The 16,932-nt window shown below is 68.9% G+C and carries 12 protein-coding genes; 6 read left to right on the top strand and 6 right to left on the bottom strand.

Translation table 11 applies throughout. The features are described from left to right. Positions 1-13: 13 nt before the first annotated feature. Positions 14-3,859 (bottom strand): phospholipase effector Tle1 domain-containing protein, encoded by a 3,846-nt coding sequence (locus ABRZ00_RS04785; protein WP_368640942.1) that lies wholly within the window; start codon positions 3,857-3,859, stop codon positions 14-16. Positions 3,860-3,951: 92 nt separating this feature from the next. On the opposite strand from ABRZ00_RS04785, the gene ABRZ00_RS04780 reads away from it, so the two are divergent. Together ABRZ00_RS04780 and ABRZ00_RS04775 are read left to right on the top strand one after the other, a co-directional pair. Then, complete coding sequence (locus ABRZ00_RS04780; protein ID WP_343837576.1) at positions 3,952-4,296, top strand: DUF1840 domain-containing protein; 345 nt, start codon at positions 3,952-3,954, stop codon at positions 4,294-4,296. Positions 4,297-4,325: 29 nt separating this feature from the next. After that, a complete protein-coding gene (locus ABRZ00_RS04775) occupies positions 4,326-4,643 on the top strand; it encodes a hypothetical protein (protein ID WP_368640943.1) in 318 nt (105 codons plus the stop codon). Positions 4,644-4,792: 149 nt separating this feature from the next. On the opposite strand, the gene leuA is transcribed toward ABRZ00_RS04775, so the two are convergent. Beyond that, on the bottom strand, positions 4,793-6,496 hold the full coding sequence (gene leuA / locus ABRZ00_RS04770) for a 2-isopropylmalate synthase (protein ID WP_368640944.1): 1,704 nt from the start codon (positions 6,494-6,496) through the stop codon (positions 4,793-4,795). 384 nt (positions 6,497-6,880) lie between these two features. Between leuA and ABRZ00_RS04765 the strand changes: the two genes are divergently transcribed. Then, positions 6,881-7,897 carry a hypothetical protein gene (locus ABRZ00_RS04765; protein WP_368647852.1) on the top strand — a complete coding sequence of 339 codons (1,017 nt, stop codon included), beginning with the start codon at positions 6,881-6,883 and terminating at the stop codon, positions 7,895-7,897. An 83-nt stretch (positions 7,898-7,980) separates the two neighbouring features. On the opposite strand, the gene ABRZ00_RS04760 is transcribed toward ABRZ00_RS04765, so the two are convergent. After that, complete coding sequence (locus tag ABRZ00_RS04760) at positions 7,981-10,149, bottom strand: TonB-dependent receptor plug domain-containing protein (RefSeq protein WP_368640946.1); 2,169 nt, start codon at positions 10,147-10,149, stop codon at positions 7,981-7,983. 224 nt (positions 10,150-10,373) lie between these two features. Further along, on the bottom strand, positions 10,374-10,916 hold the full coding sequence (locus ABRZ00_RS04755) for a hypothetical protein (protein WP_368640947.1): 543 nt from the start codon (positions 10,914-10,916) through the stop codon (positions 10,374-10,376). Positions 10,917-10,937: 21 nt separating this feature from the next. Here ABRZ00_RS04755 and rpoN point away from each other — a divergent pair, with 21 nt between their 5' ends. The 3 genes from rpoN (at position 10,938) to ABRZ00_RS04740 (ending at position 15,217) form a co-directional block, all read left to right on the top strand. After that, positions 10,938-12,284, top strand: a complete 1,347-nt coding sequence (gene rpoN / locus ABRZ00_RS04750; RefSeq protein ID WP_368640948.1) for an RNA polymerase factor sigma-54 — start codon at positions 10,938-10,940, stop codon at positions 12,282-12,284. Between the two features lie 61 nt (positions 12,285-12,345). Further along, a complete protein-coding gene (locus tag ABRZ00_RS04745) occupies positions 12,346-13,737 on the top strand; it encodes a DUF2868 domain-containing protein (protein WP_368640949.1) in 1,392 nt (463 codons plus the stop codon). Beyond that, entirely contained in the window at positions 13,730-15,217 is a 1,488-nt protein-coding gene (locus ABRZ00_RS04740) for a DUF3482 domain-containing protein (RefSeq protein ID WP_368640950.1), read from the top strand. Before ABRZ00_RS04745 ends, ABRZ00_RS04740 begins: the two co-directional genes overlap by 8 nt. Before the next feature lie 6 nt (positions 15,218-15,223). Here ABRZ00_RS04740 and ABRZ00_RS04735 read toward each other — a convergent pair whose 3' ends face one another. After that, the gene (locus ABRZ00_RS04735; RefSeq protein WP_368640951.1) at positions 15,224-16,138 is read right to left on the bottom strand and encodes a YgcG family protein; all 915 of its coding nucleotides are present in this window, start codon (positions 16,136-16,138) and stop codon (positions 15,224-15,226) included. Further along, positions 16,135-16,749, bottom strand: a complete 615-nt coding sequence (locus tag ABRZ00_RS04730) for a LemA family protein (RefSeq protein WP_368640952.1) — start codon at positions 16,747-16,749, stop codon at positions 16,135-16,137. Before ABRZ00_RS04730 ends, ABRZ00_RS04735 begins: the two co-directional genes overlap by 4 nt. Positions 16,750-16,932: the final 183 nt, after the last annotated feature.

Below are 16,932 nucleotides of genomic sequence, written 5' to 3'. Positions count from 1 at the left end.
TGATAGCCCGATTTCAGGGCTGTCGTGCCGGGCCGGCCATGCCGGGCAGGCCGTAAGTCGTCTCCAGCCAGGCGCCGTAGGCCGCCATGTCCACGGTGCCGGCGACGGCATCCGGGCCGCCGGCGGCGCTGTCGGCGCGGCGGATGAAGGCTTCCATGATCCGCCGCTGCGCATCGCCCAGACGTGGATCGCTGCCTTGCGGGCCGATCGTTCGCAGAGAGGCGTCCTGCAGCATCCGGTCGCCGGGCGGCAGATGGCGCAGGGCCCGGCTGCGCTCGTCGTGCAACAGCGGGTTCGTCACAGTCCGGTCGTCCGCCGCCGGTTCCGCCAGGGGCACCAGGGCGGCCTGGGCCTGCCAGCGCATCCAGTGCAGGGCCACATCCGACAGATCGCCGTCGGGAACGGGCCGCAACTGATCGTCCAGCAGCAGGCCGCCGCCGATGTCGGCGTGGGCGCCGATGAAGGGCGTCTCGACCGTATTGAGCGTGTCGCCGGCGGCCGACACCAGGGGAAACAGGGCGCGCAGTTCGTGCAGCGCCACAGCGTGCGCCACCCAATGCCAGGCGCCGGCGATGCCCAGGTCGAAGCCGGCGTTGGCCGCGCCCAGCAGACCGAATTGCGCCACGGTGTCGAACAAGCCCAGGAAGCGCAGATCCACGCACAGGCCGATGGCGCCGCGCAGCGGGTCGTCGTAGGAAAACCAGCCGTTGCGGGTGTGCCGGGCGATGCGGTTGGCGAAGTCGCGGGCCAGGGCGGCCCCGCGCGAATACCCCAGGATATCGATGGGCACGGGCGCGGCGGCGCCTTGTGCGCGGACCAGCGCGTTCAACAGGGACTGCCACTGGTTGCTCAGGATCTGGCGGCTGCCGGCGGCGGTGACCGCGTTCCAATCGGGGTAGTAGCTGTTGCCGGGGCCTGCGTGATAGTAGGCCGGGCCGTCCTCGTAGGCCTGGGCGAGCTTCCAGACGTTGCCCTGATTGCGCGGGCCGTAGCGCGTGCCGTCGAAGGCCAGCAGGATCAGGCCCAGGGGATCGACATGGCGCAGCGGCTGCTGGGCGGCGTAGCCCAGGGCCTGCTGGCCGGGCAGCGGCCCCAGAGGGTCGGGTTCCAGGTAATGGCCGCGTGCCGGCAGGAACGTGCGAAAGACGTTGTCGTGCCAGCCGGTCGCGGGGTCTTCGTCCTGGCCGGGTCGGCGCAGCATCAGCCGCAGGTCGCCGCGCACCTGGGTGGCATATCCCAGCGCATCGTAGGCGGCGGCCCAGCGCACCGCGCGGCTGTCGTCGGTCGCCAGGACGGGGGCGCCCAGCAGGTCGGAATGGAGGTAATACAGGCGGGTGCGGCCGTCGGCCTCCGTCTGCAACAGACCGACCGGCACCTCCTGGGCATACAGATAGCGCTGGGTGACGCCGAAGGCCCGCGGCCGGGGCGGCCCGCCGGCTGTGGCGGCAGACGGGTTCACGTTCGCGGGCGGCGCGGCGGGTGCGGGCCGCCGCCAGATCGCCGCCAGGCGGTTGTCCAGGTAGTAGCGTTCCGTCTCCACGCCGTCCAGGACGCGGCGGATCTGCTGGCCGCGGGCGTTGTAGGCGTAGCGGGCCGTTGTCCGGCCGCCCTCCTGGATCTCGGCCAGCCGGCCCTGGGCCTGGTAGCGCAGCGCGCGGACTCCAATGGCCAGCGGCCGTCCGGCGACGTCGCGCAGGATGGCGTGCAGGGCCGGTCCGGCGTCCGGAGCGCCCGCCGTGCCCGGAGCCGGCTGGTCGCGGCGGGCGCGCAGGTGGCCATCCTCGTCCCAGGCCAGCCAGGTCCGCACGGCTCCGTCCTGGATGCCGATCAGCCGGTCCCTGTCGTCGTGGGCAAGCGCCTGATGCCGCCAGGCGGCAGGCATGGCGCCGGCGGCGCGGCGGTCCGTGCCGTGCGCCAGGAACGTGCTGCGGTGCACGACCCGGCCGCGCGTATCGTGGCGCCGCCGTTCGCCCCACAGTACGCGCGGTCCGTCGGACAGGACCAGAGTGTCGGCCCGCCCATCCGCGCCGATGGCGGTGCCCAGCCACAGGCCGTTGCCGTAGCGGTAGCCGGCCAGGCCAGGCGTCGAGTCGATCACGGTGCGGCGCGTGCCGTCGGCGGCTTCCCACTCCAGGCGGCGCAGGCGGCCCGCTCCGGACCAGGCGTAATGCAGCGCGCCGCCTTCAGGCAGATCGTGTCGCGCCAGTCGGCCGTGCGGGTCGTAGGCGAATCGTTCCCGGTAGCCGAGGGCGCCGCGGGGGTGGGGGCGATGCAGGGTGCGGGCCGTTACCCGGCCGTGCGCGTCGTGTTCCAGGTATTCGGTTTCCTCGGGGTGCGTGAAACGGATCGGCCGGTCGCCTCGCCAGTGCAGGCCGATCTCCAGCGGCGCCTGATCCGGCGCCGTATGCGTCAGCCGGTCTGGGCGGCCGACGGCGTCGCGGCGGATGTCCAGGCGGCCGCCGTGCGCCTGCTGGCGGCCGATCAGGCGGCCCTGCGCGTCGTGCGTCAGCCGGACCATGCCCGTCAGCCGGCTGGCCCAATGCGCGAGCCGGCCATCGGCGCCGTAGTCCAGACGCAGGCCGGGCCAGCCGCCGCTGGCCTGCGTCAAGGCGAGGATCCGGCCGTCCGGCGCGCGATGGATGCGCAGATCGCCGAGCGCGCTCAGCCGGCCTTGGGTGTCGTGGCCGATGCGCCAGGCGGTGACGGGGCAGGCGGGGCAGGCGGCCGAGCGAACCGAGTGCGGCACGGCCTGGCCGTTGCGGACGATGAAATCGAGGCCGGCGAGACCGCCGGCTGCGCGGATCCGGGTCTGGCCGGTGCCGGGCGGGCCGTCCGGGTAGTGCAAGTCCAGCCTGCCCGCCGTCTCACCGGGGGCGCCGGGGATCGCCTGGATGACACGGCCGCGCGTATCGTAGGCCCAACTGCGGGCGCGCCAGCGGCGCCCGTCGCCGGTTTCCAGGGTGATCCCCGTCAGGGCGGCAGGATGCCCCGCCTGACGCCCGGATTCGTAGTGGTAGTGCCGGCGCATGCCGTCGGGGCGCCGCACGCCGGTCAGCAGCCTGGGCGCGGGGCCGGTTCCGGCGAGGGTTTTGTCCCCGCTGCTTGCGGGCGTTGCGGGGGCCTGGATATAGCGGAACACCCCCAGCGGGGTGTCCAGCGTGTGCAGCCAGGGGCGCGGGCCGGACACGTCGTAGCCAAGCCGCAGCGCGGCGGCGCCGCGCCGGATGGTATGCATCAGGCCGTCGAGCGGACCGTGCGCATGGTAGTCGATGGTGATGTCCGTCCGGCCGGGCGCGGCGATCGTCCGCAGCCGGCCTCGCGAGTCGAAGACCAGCCGGTTGCCGCCGGCGCCCAGCCAGGCCGCGCGGCCATCTCCGGCCTCCCGGGCGGGCGCCTCGAGGCGTCCGTCCATGGGTCCGGCGCCCCGGCCGTCGCCATCGAAGCGCACGCGGCGCCCATCGGGCAGATCCAGCCGCCAGCCGTCCGGAGTCCGGTGCAGCCGGACATCATATTCGCTGCTCCAGCCCCGGCCCAGCGGACCGTCTTCGGCGGACCCCGAGCGATACAGGCGAATGAAGGACGGCCGTTGGCCTGAGACGGCTTCCGGCAGATCGATGTCCCGCAGAAATTTTTCGCCGGTGGCCAGGTGCACGGGATTGGCGATGCCCGGGTCGAGGGCGGGCTCGGCCGCCGGCCCCCGGGCCGAGCCCGCGCCGCAGGGTATCCGGGCCTGTGGGACGGGGCAGCTCAGGGCGGGTGCGGCGGTCTGGGCCGTGACCGCCGCGGGCCAGGGGGCGAGGGCCAGCGGCAGGCCGGCCAGCCAGGGCGGCAGGCGGCGCCGGACAAGGGTTTCGGGCATGGGCGGACTCCTGTCGGAGCGTCCATTGTGCGGCTTGGCAGGGGGGGTGAGATGGGTTAGTGTATGAATGTGTCCATTGCGGGAAGCCCATCATGCTTATCTTGTTCCAGTCGAAATCCGCAGCGGAAATCCTGATGTTCGCCCAGCATGCGCGGCCCATTCTGCAAGCCGCCGGCAAGACCTTCGACGAGCCCGGCCTGCCGGTACGCGGGGTCATCACCCGGGCGCAACTGGATGTGGCCATCGCCGGCATCGAGGCGCTGGTGGCCGCCGACCCGGGTCATGACGACGCGGCGGGCGATCACGACGATACGGTCGAGCATCCCATTGCCCAGCCGGTCGGCATGCGCCGTCGGGCCTGGCCCTTGCTGGCCATGCTGCGCCTGGCCCGTGAAAAGGGCGAGGACGTCACCTGGGAACCCGCCCCCGCCTGGTAAATTCACGTTTTTCACCCGGAGAACTTCCCATGCAGGGTCATGTGATCGTGATTTTCGATGCCCACCGTTCGCTCGAGCTGTCCGTGGACGCGCCGGTGGATCCCGAGCGGGCGCGCGCGGCGCGCGAATGGTTCGAGACGACCTGGGAATCCCTGGGCTGCGAGCCCCTGCGGGTCAGCGGCAAGGTTCTGCTGCTGGACAAGATCCTGGGCGTGGCCGATGCGCTGGGCCACGCCCGCCTTGCGTCGCAGCCCGAGCTGGCGCAGGAATTCGCGGGCCATGCCATCCAGGCGCTGGAAAAGCCCCGGATTACGGTGGATCTGCCCGGCCTGTCCATCGTGTACTGACGAAAAAACCTCGCCGGGTAGGGCGAGGTTCGGTGAGGCGGGCGCTTGTGGTGCCAGGTAAAACCCCGGGGTACGGGGGTGGCGCTGCCCGCGGGCGCTGAAGCTCCGGAGAGCGGGCGTTCCGGATGGAACGCCCGGACCGTTCTGGATCAGGCTGCGGCCGAGGCGCGGGGCTGGATGCTGCCGCCTGCGGCCGCGTGGCGGTTGACTGCGCTCAGGATGGCCAGGAAGGACGACGTCACGATGTCTTCGTGGATGCCGACGCCGTACCCGTTGGCCGAATCCTGGATCCGCATTTCGATGTAGGACGCCGCACGGGTGTCGGTGCCGGTGCCGATGGCGTGTTCCTGGTAGTCCATCACGCGGGCATCGATGTCCAGCGCGCAGAGGAAGGCCGAGATCGCGCCGTCGCCCTGGCCCGAAAGATGGCGGACCTCGCCATTGATCTCCAGCTCGACTTCGATCATGAATTGCTTCTGGCCGGTTGTCTTGGGGCTGCCGGTGATGCGGTGCCGGATCAGTTTGATCGGTGTTTCGCGGTCCAGGTATTCGCTGGAGAAGACCTCGAACACGTCGTGCGGCGTCACCTCGCGACCGGTCTCGTCGGTGACGCGCTGGATGGCGCGGCTGAATTCGATCTGCAGGCGGCGCGGCAGGATCAGGCCGTGCTCCTGTTCGAGCAGGAAGGACACGCCGCCCTTGCCGGATTGACTGTTGACGCGGATGACCGCGTCGTAGCTGCGGCCCAGATCGGCCGGGTCGATGGGCAGGTAGGGCACTTCCCAGAAGGTGCCTTCCTGGCGCACCGCGAAGCCCTTCTTGATGGCGTCCTGGTGCGACCCCGAGAAGGCCGTGAAGACCAGATCGCCGGCATAGGGATGGCGCGGATGCACGGGCAACTGGTTGCAGTATTCGACGCAGCGGCGGACTTCGTCGATATCCGAGAAATCCAGGCCAGGATGGATGCCCTGGGTGTACAGGTTCAACGCCAGGGTGACCAGATCCACGTTGCCGGTGCGTTCGCCGTTGCCGAACAGGCAGCCTTCGATGCGGTCGGCGCCGGCCATCACGGCGAATTCGGCGGCCGCCACGGCGGTGCCCCGGTCATTGTGCGGGTGAACGCTGAGGACGATCTTGTCGCGCTGCGCGAGATGGGTGTGCATCCATTCGATCTGGTCGGCGTACAGGTTCGGCGTGGTGGCCTCGATCGTGGCCGGCAGGTTCAGGATGATCTTGTCCTGGACGGTCGGCTGCCAGGTTTCGACCACGGCATTGCAGACCTCCAGCGCGAACTCGGGTTCGGTGGTGCTGAAGACTTCGGGCGAATATTCGTAGCGCCAGTGGGTTTCCGGGTGCTTGGCGACTTCGGCCTTGACGAGCTTGGTGCCTTCGACGGCGATGGCGCGCACCTCGTCGCGGCTCATGCGAAAGACGATCTTTCGGAACGCCGGCGCGCAGGCGTTGTACATGTGGATGATGGCGTGCTTGGCGCCCGCGCAGGCCTCGACCGTGCGCTGGATCAGATCCTCGCGGGCCTGGGTCAGGGCGATGATGGTGACGTCGTCGGGAATGCGCTTGTCGTCGACCAGCTTGCGCACGAAGTCGAAATCGGTCTGGGATGCGGACGGGAAGCCGACTTCGATTTCCTTGAAGCCGATCTTGATCAACTGCTCGAAGAAGCGGAGCTTGCGCTCGACGCTCATGGGCTCGATCAGAGCCTGGTTGCCATCGCGCAGGTCGGTGCTCATCCAGATCGGCGGGGTTTCGATGCGGCGGCTGGGCCAGGTGCGCTCGGCAAAGTCGCGCGTGAAGGGCGCGAACGGAACGTATTTCTCGGCGGGGTTCTTGATCATGTCGTTACCTGTCTGGGCGGGTGCGCCCGGATCACGGACGCGGAAATGCATGGGTGTGGCGAAACAGGTTGCCGAACTGCCACGCGGCGCTAGGCCCGGCAACCGATCGCTAGCAGCAGTAGACCCGACAGGGGAAGAGAGAGCGACGCGCGCGCGCGCCCGGCAGCGGCGGGCTGCGGGGATTCACGAAAGGAGGCGCGCGGGGTGTTCATAGCTGCAAGTCAAACATATTTTCCGTGTTTCCGCAAGTGCCAGCGCTAATATATTTAGGCACAATGGCGCGGTTTATCCAACGTTTTGAGACGTCCGGCGGGCCGGTCCGGCCCGTGAGGGGTGTGTGAGGACATCATGAATCGACAGGTTCTTCAGTTAGCTTCCGCGTACATGAGCGTGATCATCGGCGGCGGGTTCGCTTCCGGACAGGAAGTGTTGCAGTTTTTCACGCACTTCGGTCTCTGGGGCGTGGCGGGCACGTTGGTGGCGGGGCTGCTGTTCGCCTTTCTGGGTATGCAGGTGGCGCGTATCGGCACCCAGTTGCAGGCCCATTCGCACAAGGTCGTGCTGAACGCGATCTTCGGCGACAAGCTGGGATCGCTCATCGACCTGGCGCTGATTTTCTTTTTGTTCGGCGTGGGGGTGGCCATGCTGGCGGGCACGGGCTCTCTGTTTCAGGAGCATTTCGGTCTGCCGAAGCTGGCCGGCGGTCTGTTCATGGCCCTTCTGGTGTCTCTGACGCTGTGCCTGAACGTGCAGCGCATCGTGGATCTGATCAGCGCGGTGACGCCGCTGCTGCTGGCCCTGGCGATCGTGCTGGTGACCTATGCGCTGTTCCGCAGCGATACGGACGTCGAGACGCTGAATGCCCTGGCGGCGCAGCAGCAGGACCGCGCCGCGCCCAACTGGTTCCTGGGCGGTGTGCTGTACGCGTCCTTCAACATCGCCGTCGGCTTTCCGCTGCTGGCCGTCTTGTCCGGCGGCAGCACCAATCTGCGCAACACCACGCGCGGCGGGGTGTTGGGCGGGCTGGGCCTGGGCGTGCTGATCCTGCTGCTGAACGTCGGCCTGTTCGCCACGCTGGATCAGATCCAGGGCGCGGAGATGCCGACCGTGATGCTGGCCAAGGGCCTGAGCCCCTGGCTGGGCTGGCTGATGATGGTGTCGTTGTGCTGCATGATCTACAGCACGGCGGTGGGCATGTTCTTTGCCTTCAGCGCACGCTTTGCCGATCCCGAGACGCCGAAATTCCGCCTGATCAGCGTGGTGTCCTGCTTCGTCGGCCTGGGGCTGAGCTTCGTGGGTTTCACCACCCTGGTCGGCACGGTCTATCCGTTGCTCGGTTATCTGGGGATCGCCCTGATCGTGGGCGTGGTCGTGTACTGGTGGCGGCATCGCCGCGCGTGATCGTCACGTGTCATCGCCGGCGGCCGACAGGCGGCATGCGCCTGCCGGTGCGGTCTCAAGAAGGATCGGCGGCGCACCCCGGATCAGAAGGTCGTGCGCAGGGTGACTTCCACGCTGCGGCCGGTGCCCGGCAGGGAATCGAGGGCGGAGCGGTATTCCTTGTCCAGCAGGTTGTTGAACTGCACGCCGACCTGCACTTTGCGCGCCTTGCCGTGCGTGCCGCCGAAGGCCAGGTTCAGCGTGCCCCAGCCCGGCAGGCGCTCGGTCGTGAGGGTGGCGCCATCCAGACTGGTCTGCCGGACCGGCGTGGCGGCCCGCACGAACAGGTCGGCCCAGAGGTCGGCGCCGTACAGCGTCGTGTCGTAGCGCACTCCCAGACGGCCCGATAAGGCCGGCACGCCGCTGTCCGTGGTCGAATAGGTCGCGTATTTCAGCTTGCGCTGCATCCACGCGCCGGTCACGTAGGGTGTGAAGTTCGTGCCCGGCAGCGCGTATTCGGCGGCCATCTCGAAGCCGTGGGTGTCGGCGCGGTCGGTGTTGATGTAGGTGCGGTCGCTCGCGGCATGGCCCGCCGGGCAGGTTCCCGCGGAGGCGCACGGCGCCGTGCCGATGTAATCCTTGGCTCGGGTGTAGAAGGCCGCGACGTCCAGCACCACGCCCGCGTGCTGGTAGCGGGCGCCGAGCTCATAGTTCTGCGAGGTCTCGGGTTTCAGACCGGGATTGGCCCGGATCAGATTGCCGCTGCCGGCCGTGGTGTCGGTGTACATCTGCGCCAGGGTTGGCATGGTGTAGCCTTCGGAATACAAGGCGCGCAAGGTGGCGTGCTCCAGGCCGGACCAGGTCAGGCCCAGGGACTTGACCAGGCGGTTGGTGGTGCTGTCGCTCTGGCCTGCGAGGGCGGGATTGGTCGTTTTGTCCAGGTTCGAACGCACGTGGTAGTAGCGCAGGCCGGCGGTCAGCTTGAAGTCCTGAGAGAAAGACCACTCGTCCTGGGCGAATATCGAAGCCGTTTCGAGCGAGGCGCGGGTGTGCGTCGGATTGGCCCTCACCGTGGTGGCGGGAAACGGTATCGTCCTGTACGTGGTCGTGATGCTGTTCTTGCGGGTGTCCAGATCGTCCATCAAGTATTGCACGCCGGCGATCGTGTAATGGTCGGGATACAGCGCCAGATCGACCTGTGCGGAGCCGCCGTAGTTCAGGTTGCGGTCATCCGAGGTGGCGGTGTTCTTGACGTTCATGAAGAAGGTTGGCTGCACCTCCACACGGTTCTCGAACAGCCGGTCCACGGTCTGATGATAGGCGTCCACGTGGATCTTGCGCACCACCGGGCCCAGGTCCTTGGCATCGTAGTACAGGCCGACCTTGCGCAGGTCGCGCTTGGGCAGGTCGATTCCGAAATCGCGGATCGGGGCTTGCAGGTACGCCGGATCCGTCCAACTGTCCGTGCTCAAATTGTGCTGTTCGGCCTTCAGCGCCAGAGAGTGATTGCGGTTCCGGCCGAAGGCATAGCCCAGATGCAGCGAGACGTCGCTGTCGCGGTAGCTGGAGCCGTCCAGATATCCGGTCCGGGTGTAGAGGCCCATGGGCACCTTGCGGTCGTGGTGGCGGTCGGCGCTGCCCGAGAGACGGTAGTCGAAATCGCCCACGGTGCCGGACACGGCGGTCCAGCCTTGCCAGCCGCGCGAGCCGGAATAATAGGTGCCGCCCACTTCGAGCTGGATGGGTTTGGGTGCGCCGCGCTTGGTGATGATGTTGACCACCCCGCCGATGGCTTTGGCTCCGTACAGCACCGAGGCCGGTCCGCGGATGACGTCGATGCGCTCGACGTTGGCCGGATCCACCAGGATAGGCGTGCCATAGTCGCTGTGGTCGGTGATTTCCTGGCCGTCCACCAGGATGGTGACGCGGTGCGATGATTCGCCCCGGATGCGCAGGCGCTGCATGCCGGGGGCGGATGCGTCGATGACCTCGACGCCCGGCACGTCGCGGACCAGGTCGGCGATGCTGCGCGGCGCCTGACGTTCGAGTTGCGCCTGGCCGATGACCGACACCGAGGCAGGGTTGTTCATGACGGAGGTTTCGGTGCGCGTGCCCGTGACGGTGATGGTGTCGAGCCAGGTGGCGTTCGGCGTGCCGGCGGCCTGGGCGAAGACCGTGCCGGTCAGCGGCAGACTGAATGCCAGCGTAAGTGCGCGCGCGCCAAGGCGCCGCCCTGCGGATGCTTCTCCCCGGCCCATGATCGCATGGTTCATTTTTGAATTCCTGTGTGATTCAGTAACAGGAGTGTCGCAAGGCGGTCATGACTCGAGGGGTGGGAGAAAAGCAAATGGCGTGGATCGTCCGGCGCGGGCCTACTATAGAGAAACCAATCGCATTTATCAATGATTATGATAATTATTCTCATGCGTAGTCAGAGCGGGGCATATCCAGACCCGGATGGCGTGGGCCTGCGTGCGGGCGGGGATGGCCCCGGGGGCTATTGCCGCTGGCGAGCGTTTTCCAGGATGGCGAGCTGCTCGGCCGCGCGATGCAGCCGGGCGGCGCGGCCGGCGGAGAGTTCGTCCCGGGCCAGCATCAGGTCGCCCACGCGCAAGGGCTCGTCGCGCGTTTGCCAGGCCCACAGGAGCACGTCCAGGGTGGCGCCGGAGAGTTGATCGGCCAGCAGGTGGAAAGAGGCCGGATCGACGGGCCGCAGGCGTGCGCGCGCCAGGATTGCGCGCACGGCCAGCCAGGTGAGATAGGCCAGCAGCAGAGAGCAGAGCGTGACCACCGCGCCCCAGAAGTAGGGGTTGTAGCGCTGAAGCAGCGCAGTGGCTTCCGCCCCCATGAGCCGGTTTCCGGCATAATCGATGCCGTTGCCAAAGGCCAACAGCCGATTCAGTACGTCGTACCAGATCAGGGCGACGGCCGCGACCAGCGCGGCCGCGATGATCTTGGACGTGGCTGTGAGCTTGAGCAGGACCCTGCGCAGCAAGGCATGGTCTCGACGGCTGGGGGCTTCGTTTCGTTCCGGTTTCATGACCCGTATTCTAGATTGAACATGCGCGCGCAACCATCCCTGGAGCTGGGCCAGCATCAACACCTGACGCTGACGCCACAGTTGCGCCAGGCGCTGGCGCTGCTGCAATGCTCGTCCCAGGAGCTGGACCAGGAGATCGCCCAGGCGCTGGCCGACAATCCGCTGCTTGAAATCGCCGATCCAGAGCCGGCGGTCCAGGCCGAGCAGTTGGACCGCCTGTGGTCGCAGCCCTCGCGCGCCGCCCTGCCAGAGGATCTGCCGGAACCGGGGCAGCCGCTCGGCCTGATCGATCATCTGCTGCAGCAATTGCACACCACCCGCGCCACGGAGCGCGATTGCCTGCTGGTCATCCGGCTGATGGGCGAACTCGATGAGCGCGGTTACCTGGAATTCGATCCGGCCGCGCTGGCCGACGGCCTGCCGCCGGGCCTGGAGGTCGAGGACGAGGAGTGGCTCACGGCGCTGAGCTTGCTGCAGTCCTTCGATCCCGCCGGGGTCGCCGCGCGGGATCTGCCCGAATGCCTGCGGCTGCAGTTGCGCGCGCGTGCCGATGAATGGCCGCCGGACGTGCTGGCCTGTGCCCGGCGATTGACGGAACACCTGGAGGATCTGGGCGCGGGCCGCTGGGGCCGGTTGTGCGCGGCGCTGGGCTGCGAACGCGCATTGCTGGATGCCGCCCATCGGGTTCTGCGGTGCCTGGACCCCCGCCCGGCGGGCGCCTGGCGCACCGACCCGGTGCATTACGTTGTGCCCGATGTCCTGTTCCATCGCGCGGCCGGCGGCTGGCGGGTCAGCCTGAATCCCGCCGTCGAACCCCGCGTGCGCCTGAATCCCGAACTGGCCGATGGCCTGGAGGGGCAGGCCTTGTCCCCCGAACTGCGGGACAGGGTGCGCGAGGCGCGCAGCTTGATCCACAATCTCGATCAGCGTCGGCAGACGATCCTGCGGGTGGCGGAATACCTTGCGCAGCATCAAAGAGCCTTTCTGGAATCCGGCGTGGCGGCGCTGCGACCGCTCACACTGAGGGAAGTCGCCCAGGCGCTGGAATTGCATGAGTCGACGATTTCCCGCGCCACGCGCCTGAAGTATGCGCAGACGCCTTGGGGCGTTCACGAGTTGAAATTCTTCTTCGGGACCGTGGTGCAGACCCGCTCGGGCGAGGAGACGTCGGCGCTGGCCGTGCAGGAACTGATGCGCGGGCTGCTGGCGGCGGAGCCGGCCGGCAAGCCCCTGTCCGATATGCGGCTGGCCCAGATGCTGAGCGAGCGGGACGTGGTGATTGCGCGGCGCACCGTGGCCAAGTATCGCGAAGCCATGGGCGTGCCCCCCGCCAGCGTGCGCAAGGCACGCGGCGCGGCCGATCGCTGAGCCGCCCCGACCGGGCCCGGTAAAACTCGGTATCATCCTGTTTTCACCCGCACGCGTCCTCATGTGGCATCGTTCGTCCTCTTTCGCGCGTCCCGCTAGCCCGCTGCTCCGGTATTGGCAGGCCGAGGCCGTGCGCCTGCGCGAGGCTCACTGGGGGCCGCTGGAAGACCGCGCCGCCTGCCAGGCCGCCCTGCGCCAGCCCGCCGATCTGCAGGCCCGCATCCTGGCGCGGGCCGCCTGGCTGGCCGAACACGACAATCTGCATGAACGCCTGATCCAATGGGCTGCCGGCGCCCGCTGGGCCTTGATCGCCGTGTGGCTGGCCGCGTGCCTGGCGGGCATCGGCACCGCCGCCGCCGTTCTGGGCCAGGGCCAGGTCAATCTGGCGCTGGCGCTGCTGGGGCTGCTGGGCCTGCACGTGCTCACCTTTCTGATCTGGCTGGCCGGCTGGCTGCCGGGGGTGTCCGGCTCGACCGCCTTGTCGAGCCTGTGGCTCTGGTTCACGCGGCGGCTGGTCCGGGGGGCCGATGGCGCTCTGGCGGCCCAAGCTTTTCTGTCCATGCTGGGCCGGGCGCGGGCCTGGAAAACCGCGATCGGGCTGATCAGCCACGGGGCCTGGACGGCCGCGTTCCTGGGGGCGGTGCCGACGCTGCTGCTGTTGTTGAGTACGCGCCGCTACACCTTTCATTGGGAAACCACCCTGTTGTCGTCGGATGCCTTCATCCGTGTGACGCGCCTGCTGGGCCATGTGCCCGGGCTGCTGGGCTTCCCTGCACCGGACGACGCCCAGATCGCCGCCAGCCTGGGCGCCCGGCCGGCGGCGGCCGGCATCCAGGCCGACTGGTCGTTATGGCTGATCGGCTGCATCGTCGTCTGGGGGCTGCTGCCCAGGCTGCTGGGTCTGATCGCCTGCGCGCTGCATGTGCGCCGCCGTCTGGCGCGCCTTGCGGTGGATCCGAATCTGCCAGGCTGGCTCGATCTGCGCGACCGCCTGATGCCCACGCATGCCAGCCTGGGCATCGACCGTCCGGCGCCGGCGCAGGGCGGCGGCGCCGGCCCGGCCATGCCGCCGGCCGCCATCGTCGACCAGACGGCGGTGCTGGCCTACGAACTGGGACCCGGCCTGGACTGGCCGCCGGCCGGTCTGCCGGCCGGCGTGGTGGATCTGGGCCGCTGCGACAGCCGCGAGGACCGTGCCCGTATCCGCGCATGGCTGAGCACACCGCCTGCGCACCTGCTGTTCGTCTGCGATGCGCGTCTGACGCCGGACCGGGGCGCCGTGGCCTGGCTGGACGAATTGCGCCGATCATGTCTCGACTTGCGCGCTCTTTGCCTCGAGGGCTCGCCGGCACGTTTGCAGGCCTGGCAGGATATCCTGTCGCAGCAGGCCGTTCCCCGGGTCGCCAGCCTGAGCGGCTGGCTCGAACACATCGGAAGTCTTCGCCATGACTGACGTCTCGCATCCCATCGACCTGGCGGTCGTCGGCCATACCAACACCGGCAAGACCTCGCTGTTGCGCACGCTGCTGCGCGACGAGTCCTTCGGCGAAGTCGCAGACCGCCCCGGCACCACCCGGCACGTCGAAAGTGCCCAACTGCTGGCCGAGACGGGCCAGGCCATCCTGGTGCTGCGCGACACACCGGGCCTGGAGGACGCCATGGGCGTCCTGGACTACCTGGATCAATTATCCCCGCCCCAAGAAAGACACGAGGGCCCGGATCGCATCCGTCTCCTGCTCGACAGTCCGGAGGCGGTCGGACGCTTCGAGCAGGAATGCCGGGTTCTGGATACGGTGTTGCGCACGGACGCCGCCCTGTACGTGATCGACACGCGCGATCCGGTGCTGCCCAAGCACCGCGACGAGCTCCTGCTGCTGGCCGCTTGCGGGCGCCCCATCCTGCCGGTGCTGAATTTCACCCGCGCGCCGTTGGCGGATCCGGCCGCCTGGCGCGACGCGCTGGCCCGGCTGGGCCTGCACGCGACCGTGGATTTCGACACGGTCGCGCCCGCGCTGGATGGCGAGGGGCAACTACTGGACCGCCTGGCCTTGATGCTGGATCAACACGCCTTCGCCCTGCAGGCCCTGCGCACGGATCTGGCCCGGCAGCGCTTGCGCCGGCTGCAGGACGCCACGCGCCTGATCGCCGAACTGCTGGTGGATGCGGCGGCGCTTCGGCTGCCGTGTTCGCAGGATCCGACCGACATGGCGGCGATCACCCTGGGACTGCGCAAGCGCACCCGCGACCGTGAGCAGGACTGCGTGCATGCCTTGCTCAAACGCTACCGCTTCAGCAAGGCGACCTTTCCCCACCATCCTCTGCCGCTGGAAGGCGAGCGCTGGGGCATGGATCTCTTCAATCCCCAGGCGCTGCGCACTTTTGGCATTCAGGTCGGGAAGGGCATGGCCACCGGCGCCATGGCGGGAGCCACCATCGACGTGCTGACCGGGGGGCTGAGCCTGGGCGCCGCCGCACTGCTGGGGGCAGCCATCGGCGGCGCCTGGCAAGGCGCCAGCCAATGGGGCAAGCGCCTGGTGGGCCGGCTGGCGGGCAATACGGAAATGACCGTGGATGATCCGGTGCTGCACCTGCTGGGGCTGCGCCAGTTGGCCCTGGTGCGGGCGCTGGAATGCCGGGGGCATGCCGCCATGCGCCCCATCGACGGCGATCTGCTGGCGCAGATGGAGGCGCCCGAACCCGCGTCGGCGGCCGAGGCGGACGCGCCGGAGGCCCGGGATCCCGACGAAGGAGAAGCGCCGGCGCCTGAAGCGCCTCCCGAGCCGTTGCGGCGCCTGCCGCCTGCCGTGCAGCGCCTGCTGGACGAGGCGCGTGGCCATCCGGGCTGGTCGTCGATCGGCGAAGAGCCCGTGCCGGATGCCCGGCGGGAAGCGCTGGTTGGGGCGATGGCCCAGGCGCTGTTCGCTGCCCTGTAGGCTTCGCTACCAGCTTCCGGACGCGCCTCCGCCGCCGCCCCGGCCGCCGCCTCCGCCTCCCGACGAGCCTCCGCCGAAGCCGCCTCCGCCGAAGCCGCCTCCGCCGAAACCACCGCCTCCGCCACCGCCTCCGCGCGGCAGGCGGTCCGCGATGTGCAGCACCCGGCCCAGGATGCCCAGGGCCAGGCCGGCCAGCACCCCGGCGCCGGCCCACAGCAGGCTTTCGGTCAGAATCAGGACAAAGCCGCCCATCAGCAGGGCGCCGAGCAGCGGCGGCATCACCAGGGAGAAAAGCGTCAGGGGCAGGAACATGAACCATTCATCGCTGTCGTCCTCTTCGGCGGACTCGGGCGGCGGCAGGGGTTCGCCCGCGATCAGATCCGACAGGGCCGAGACGCCGGCCTCCACGCCGCCGAAGACATCGCCTTCGGCGAAGCGCGGTGTGATCCGCTCGCGGATGATCCGCCCGGCGTCCACGTCCGTGACGGCGCCCTCGAGGCCATAACCGACGTCGATGCGCAGCCGGCGGTCTTGCAGGGCGACCAGCAGCAGCACGCCGTCGTCCACCCCTTTGCGGCCCACGGCCCATTGGTCGAAGACCCGGCGCGCGTACTGCTCGATGGAATCGTTGCCGGTGCCGGGGACCAGCAGCACGAACAGTTGTGCGCCGTGTGCCTGCTCCAGGGCCCGGACCTGTTCCGTGAGGGCGCGGATCTGTTCGGCCGTCAGCACGCCGGCCAGATCCATCACCGGCCCGGTCCAGGCCGGGACGGGGACGAGATCGCCCTTGTCCGGCGCGGCGGGCGCCGGGGCGGCCGCCGCCCCCGCCGCCTGGGCTGCGGCGGCGCCTGGCGCCAGGCTCGCGCCGGCCAGCAGGCCCATCGCCAGCAGGCTGCCCGCGAACCAGCGGCGCAGGCTCATTTCGCCTGCCCCTGGGGCAGGTCGAATTTCACCTCGGGGTCGCGCGTGACGGCGTCGGCCTTGTCCAGGCCGTACTGGGCCTTGGGCTGGTAGCCGAACGCGCGCGCCGTGATCAGTGTGGGAAATTCCCGGATCGTCAGGTTGTAGGATTGCACCGCGCCGACGTAGCGTTCGCGTGCCACCGCAATACGGTTTTCCGTGCCCTCGAGCTGTGTCATCAAGTCGCGGAACAAGCCGTCGCTTTTGAGCTGGGGGTAGTTTTCCGAGACCGCCAGCAGGCGCGACAGGCCGGAGGACAGGGCGCCTTGCGCCTGCTCGAAGCGGGCCATCAGGGCCGGGTCGTCCAGGTCGTCCGCGCTGACGCGGATCTGGCCGACCCGGGCGCGTGCTTCCGTGACCTGCTGCAGTACGGCGCGCTCGTTCACCATGTAGGCATTGACCGAGGACACCAGCTTGGGGACCAGGTCGGCGCGGCGTTCGTACTGGTTCAAGACTTGGGACCAGGCCGCCTTGACCTGTTCGTCCTGGCGCTGGATTTCGTTGTAGCCGCAGCCCGAAAGCAGCAGCGTCAAGGCTGCCAGCGCAGCCAGATTCAGGTAACGTCGGAACATCCGGGCCTCTCGTGTGGCGCCCCTGCGGGGCGGATCGGTTCATTTTAAGGGCGCGGGAGCGGCAGTCACGTTATAATGGGCCGCTTCGCGCAGCCTACCAGTCGCTGCGCGGTTTCTTTTCCGCCACGGCGGGCGTTCGCGCGCCGGAGGCGTCCCTTCCTGACATTCTTCATACGTCGGCCT

It is taken from the genome of Castellaniella ginsengisoli (assembly GCF_040955415.1).
GTDB classification, from domain to species: Bacteria; Pseudomonadota; Gammaproteobacteria; order Burkholderiales; family Burkholderiaceae_B; genus Castellaniella; species Castellaniella ginsengisoli.
Note: the sequence above shows the minus strand (reverse complement) of the source record. Positions and strands in the feature narration are given on the sequence as shown.

Coding starts and splice junctions, on each gene's coding strand:
- ABRZ00_RS04785 (WP_368640942.1), bottom strand. CDS start 3,859: ATGCCCGAAACCCTTGTCCGGCGCCGCCTGCCGCCCTGGCTGGCCGGC.
- ABRZ00_RS04780 (WP_343837576.1), top strand. CDS start 3,952: ATGCTTATCTTGTTCCAGTCGAAATCCGCAGCGGAAATCCTGATGTTC.
- ABRZ00_RS04775 (WP_368640943.1), top strand. CDS start 4,326: ATGCAGGGTCATGTGATCGTGATTTTCGATGCCCACCGTTCGCTCGAG.
- leuA (WP_368640944.1), bottom strand. CDS start 6,496: ATGATCAAGAACCCCGCCGAGAAATACGTTCCGTTCGCGCCCTTCACG.
- ABRZ00_RS04765 (WP_368647852.1), top strand. CDS start 6,881: ATGAGCGTGATCATCGGCGGCGGGTTCGCTTCCGGACAGGAAGTGTTG.
- ABRZ00_RS04760 (WP_368640946.1), bottom strand. CDS start 10,149: ATGAACCATGCGATCATGGGCCGGGGAGAAGCATCCGCAGGGCGGCGC.
- ABRZ00_RS04755 (WP_368640947.1), bottom strand. CDS start 10,916: ATGAAACCGGAACGAAACGAAGCCCCCAGCCGTCGAGACCATGCCTTG.
- rpoN (WP_368640948.1), top strand. CDS start 10,938: ATGCGCGCGCAACCATCCCTGGAGCTGGGCCAGCATCAACACCTGACG.
- ABRZ00_RS04745 (WP_368640949.1), top strand. CDS start 12,346: ATGTGGCATCGTTCGTCCTCTTTCGCGCGTCCCGCTAGCCCGCTGCTC.
- ABRZ00_RS04740 (WP_368640950.1), top strand. CDS start 13,730: ATGACTGACGTCTCGCATCCCATCGACCTGGCGGTCGTCGGCCATACC.
- ABRZ00_RS04735 (WP_368640951.1), bottom strand. CDS start 16,138: ATGAGCCTGCGCCGCTGGTTCGCGGGCAGCCTGCTGGCGATGGGCCTG.
- ABRZ00_RS04730 (WP_368640952.1), bottom strand. CDS start 16,749: ATGTTCCGACGTTACCTGAATCTGGCTGCGCTGGCAGCCTTGACGCTG.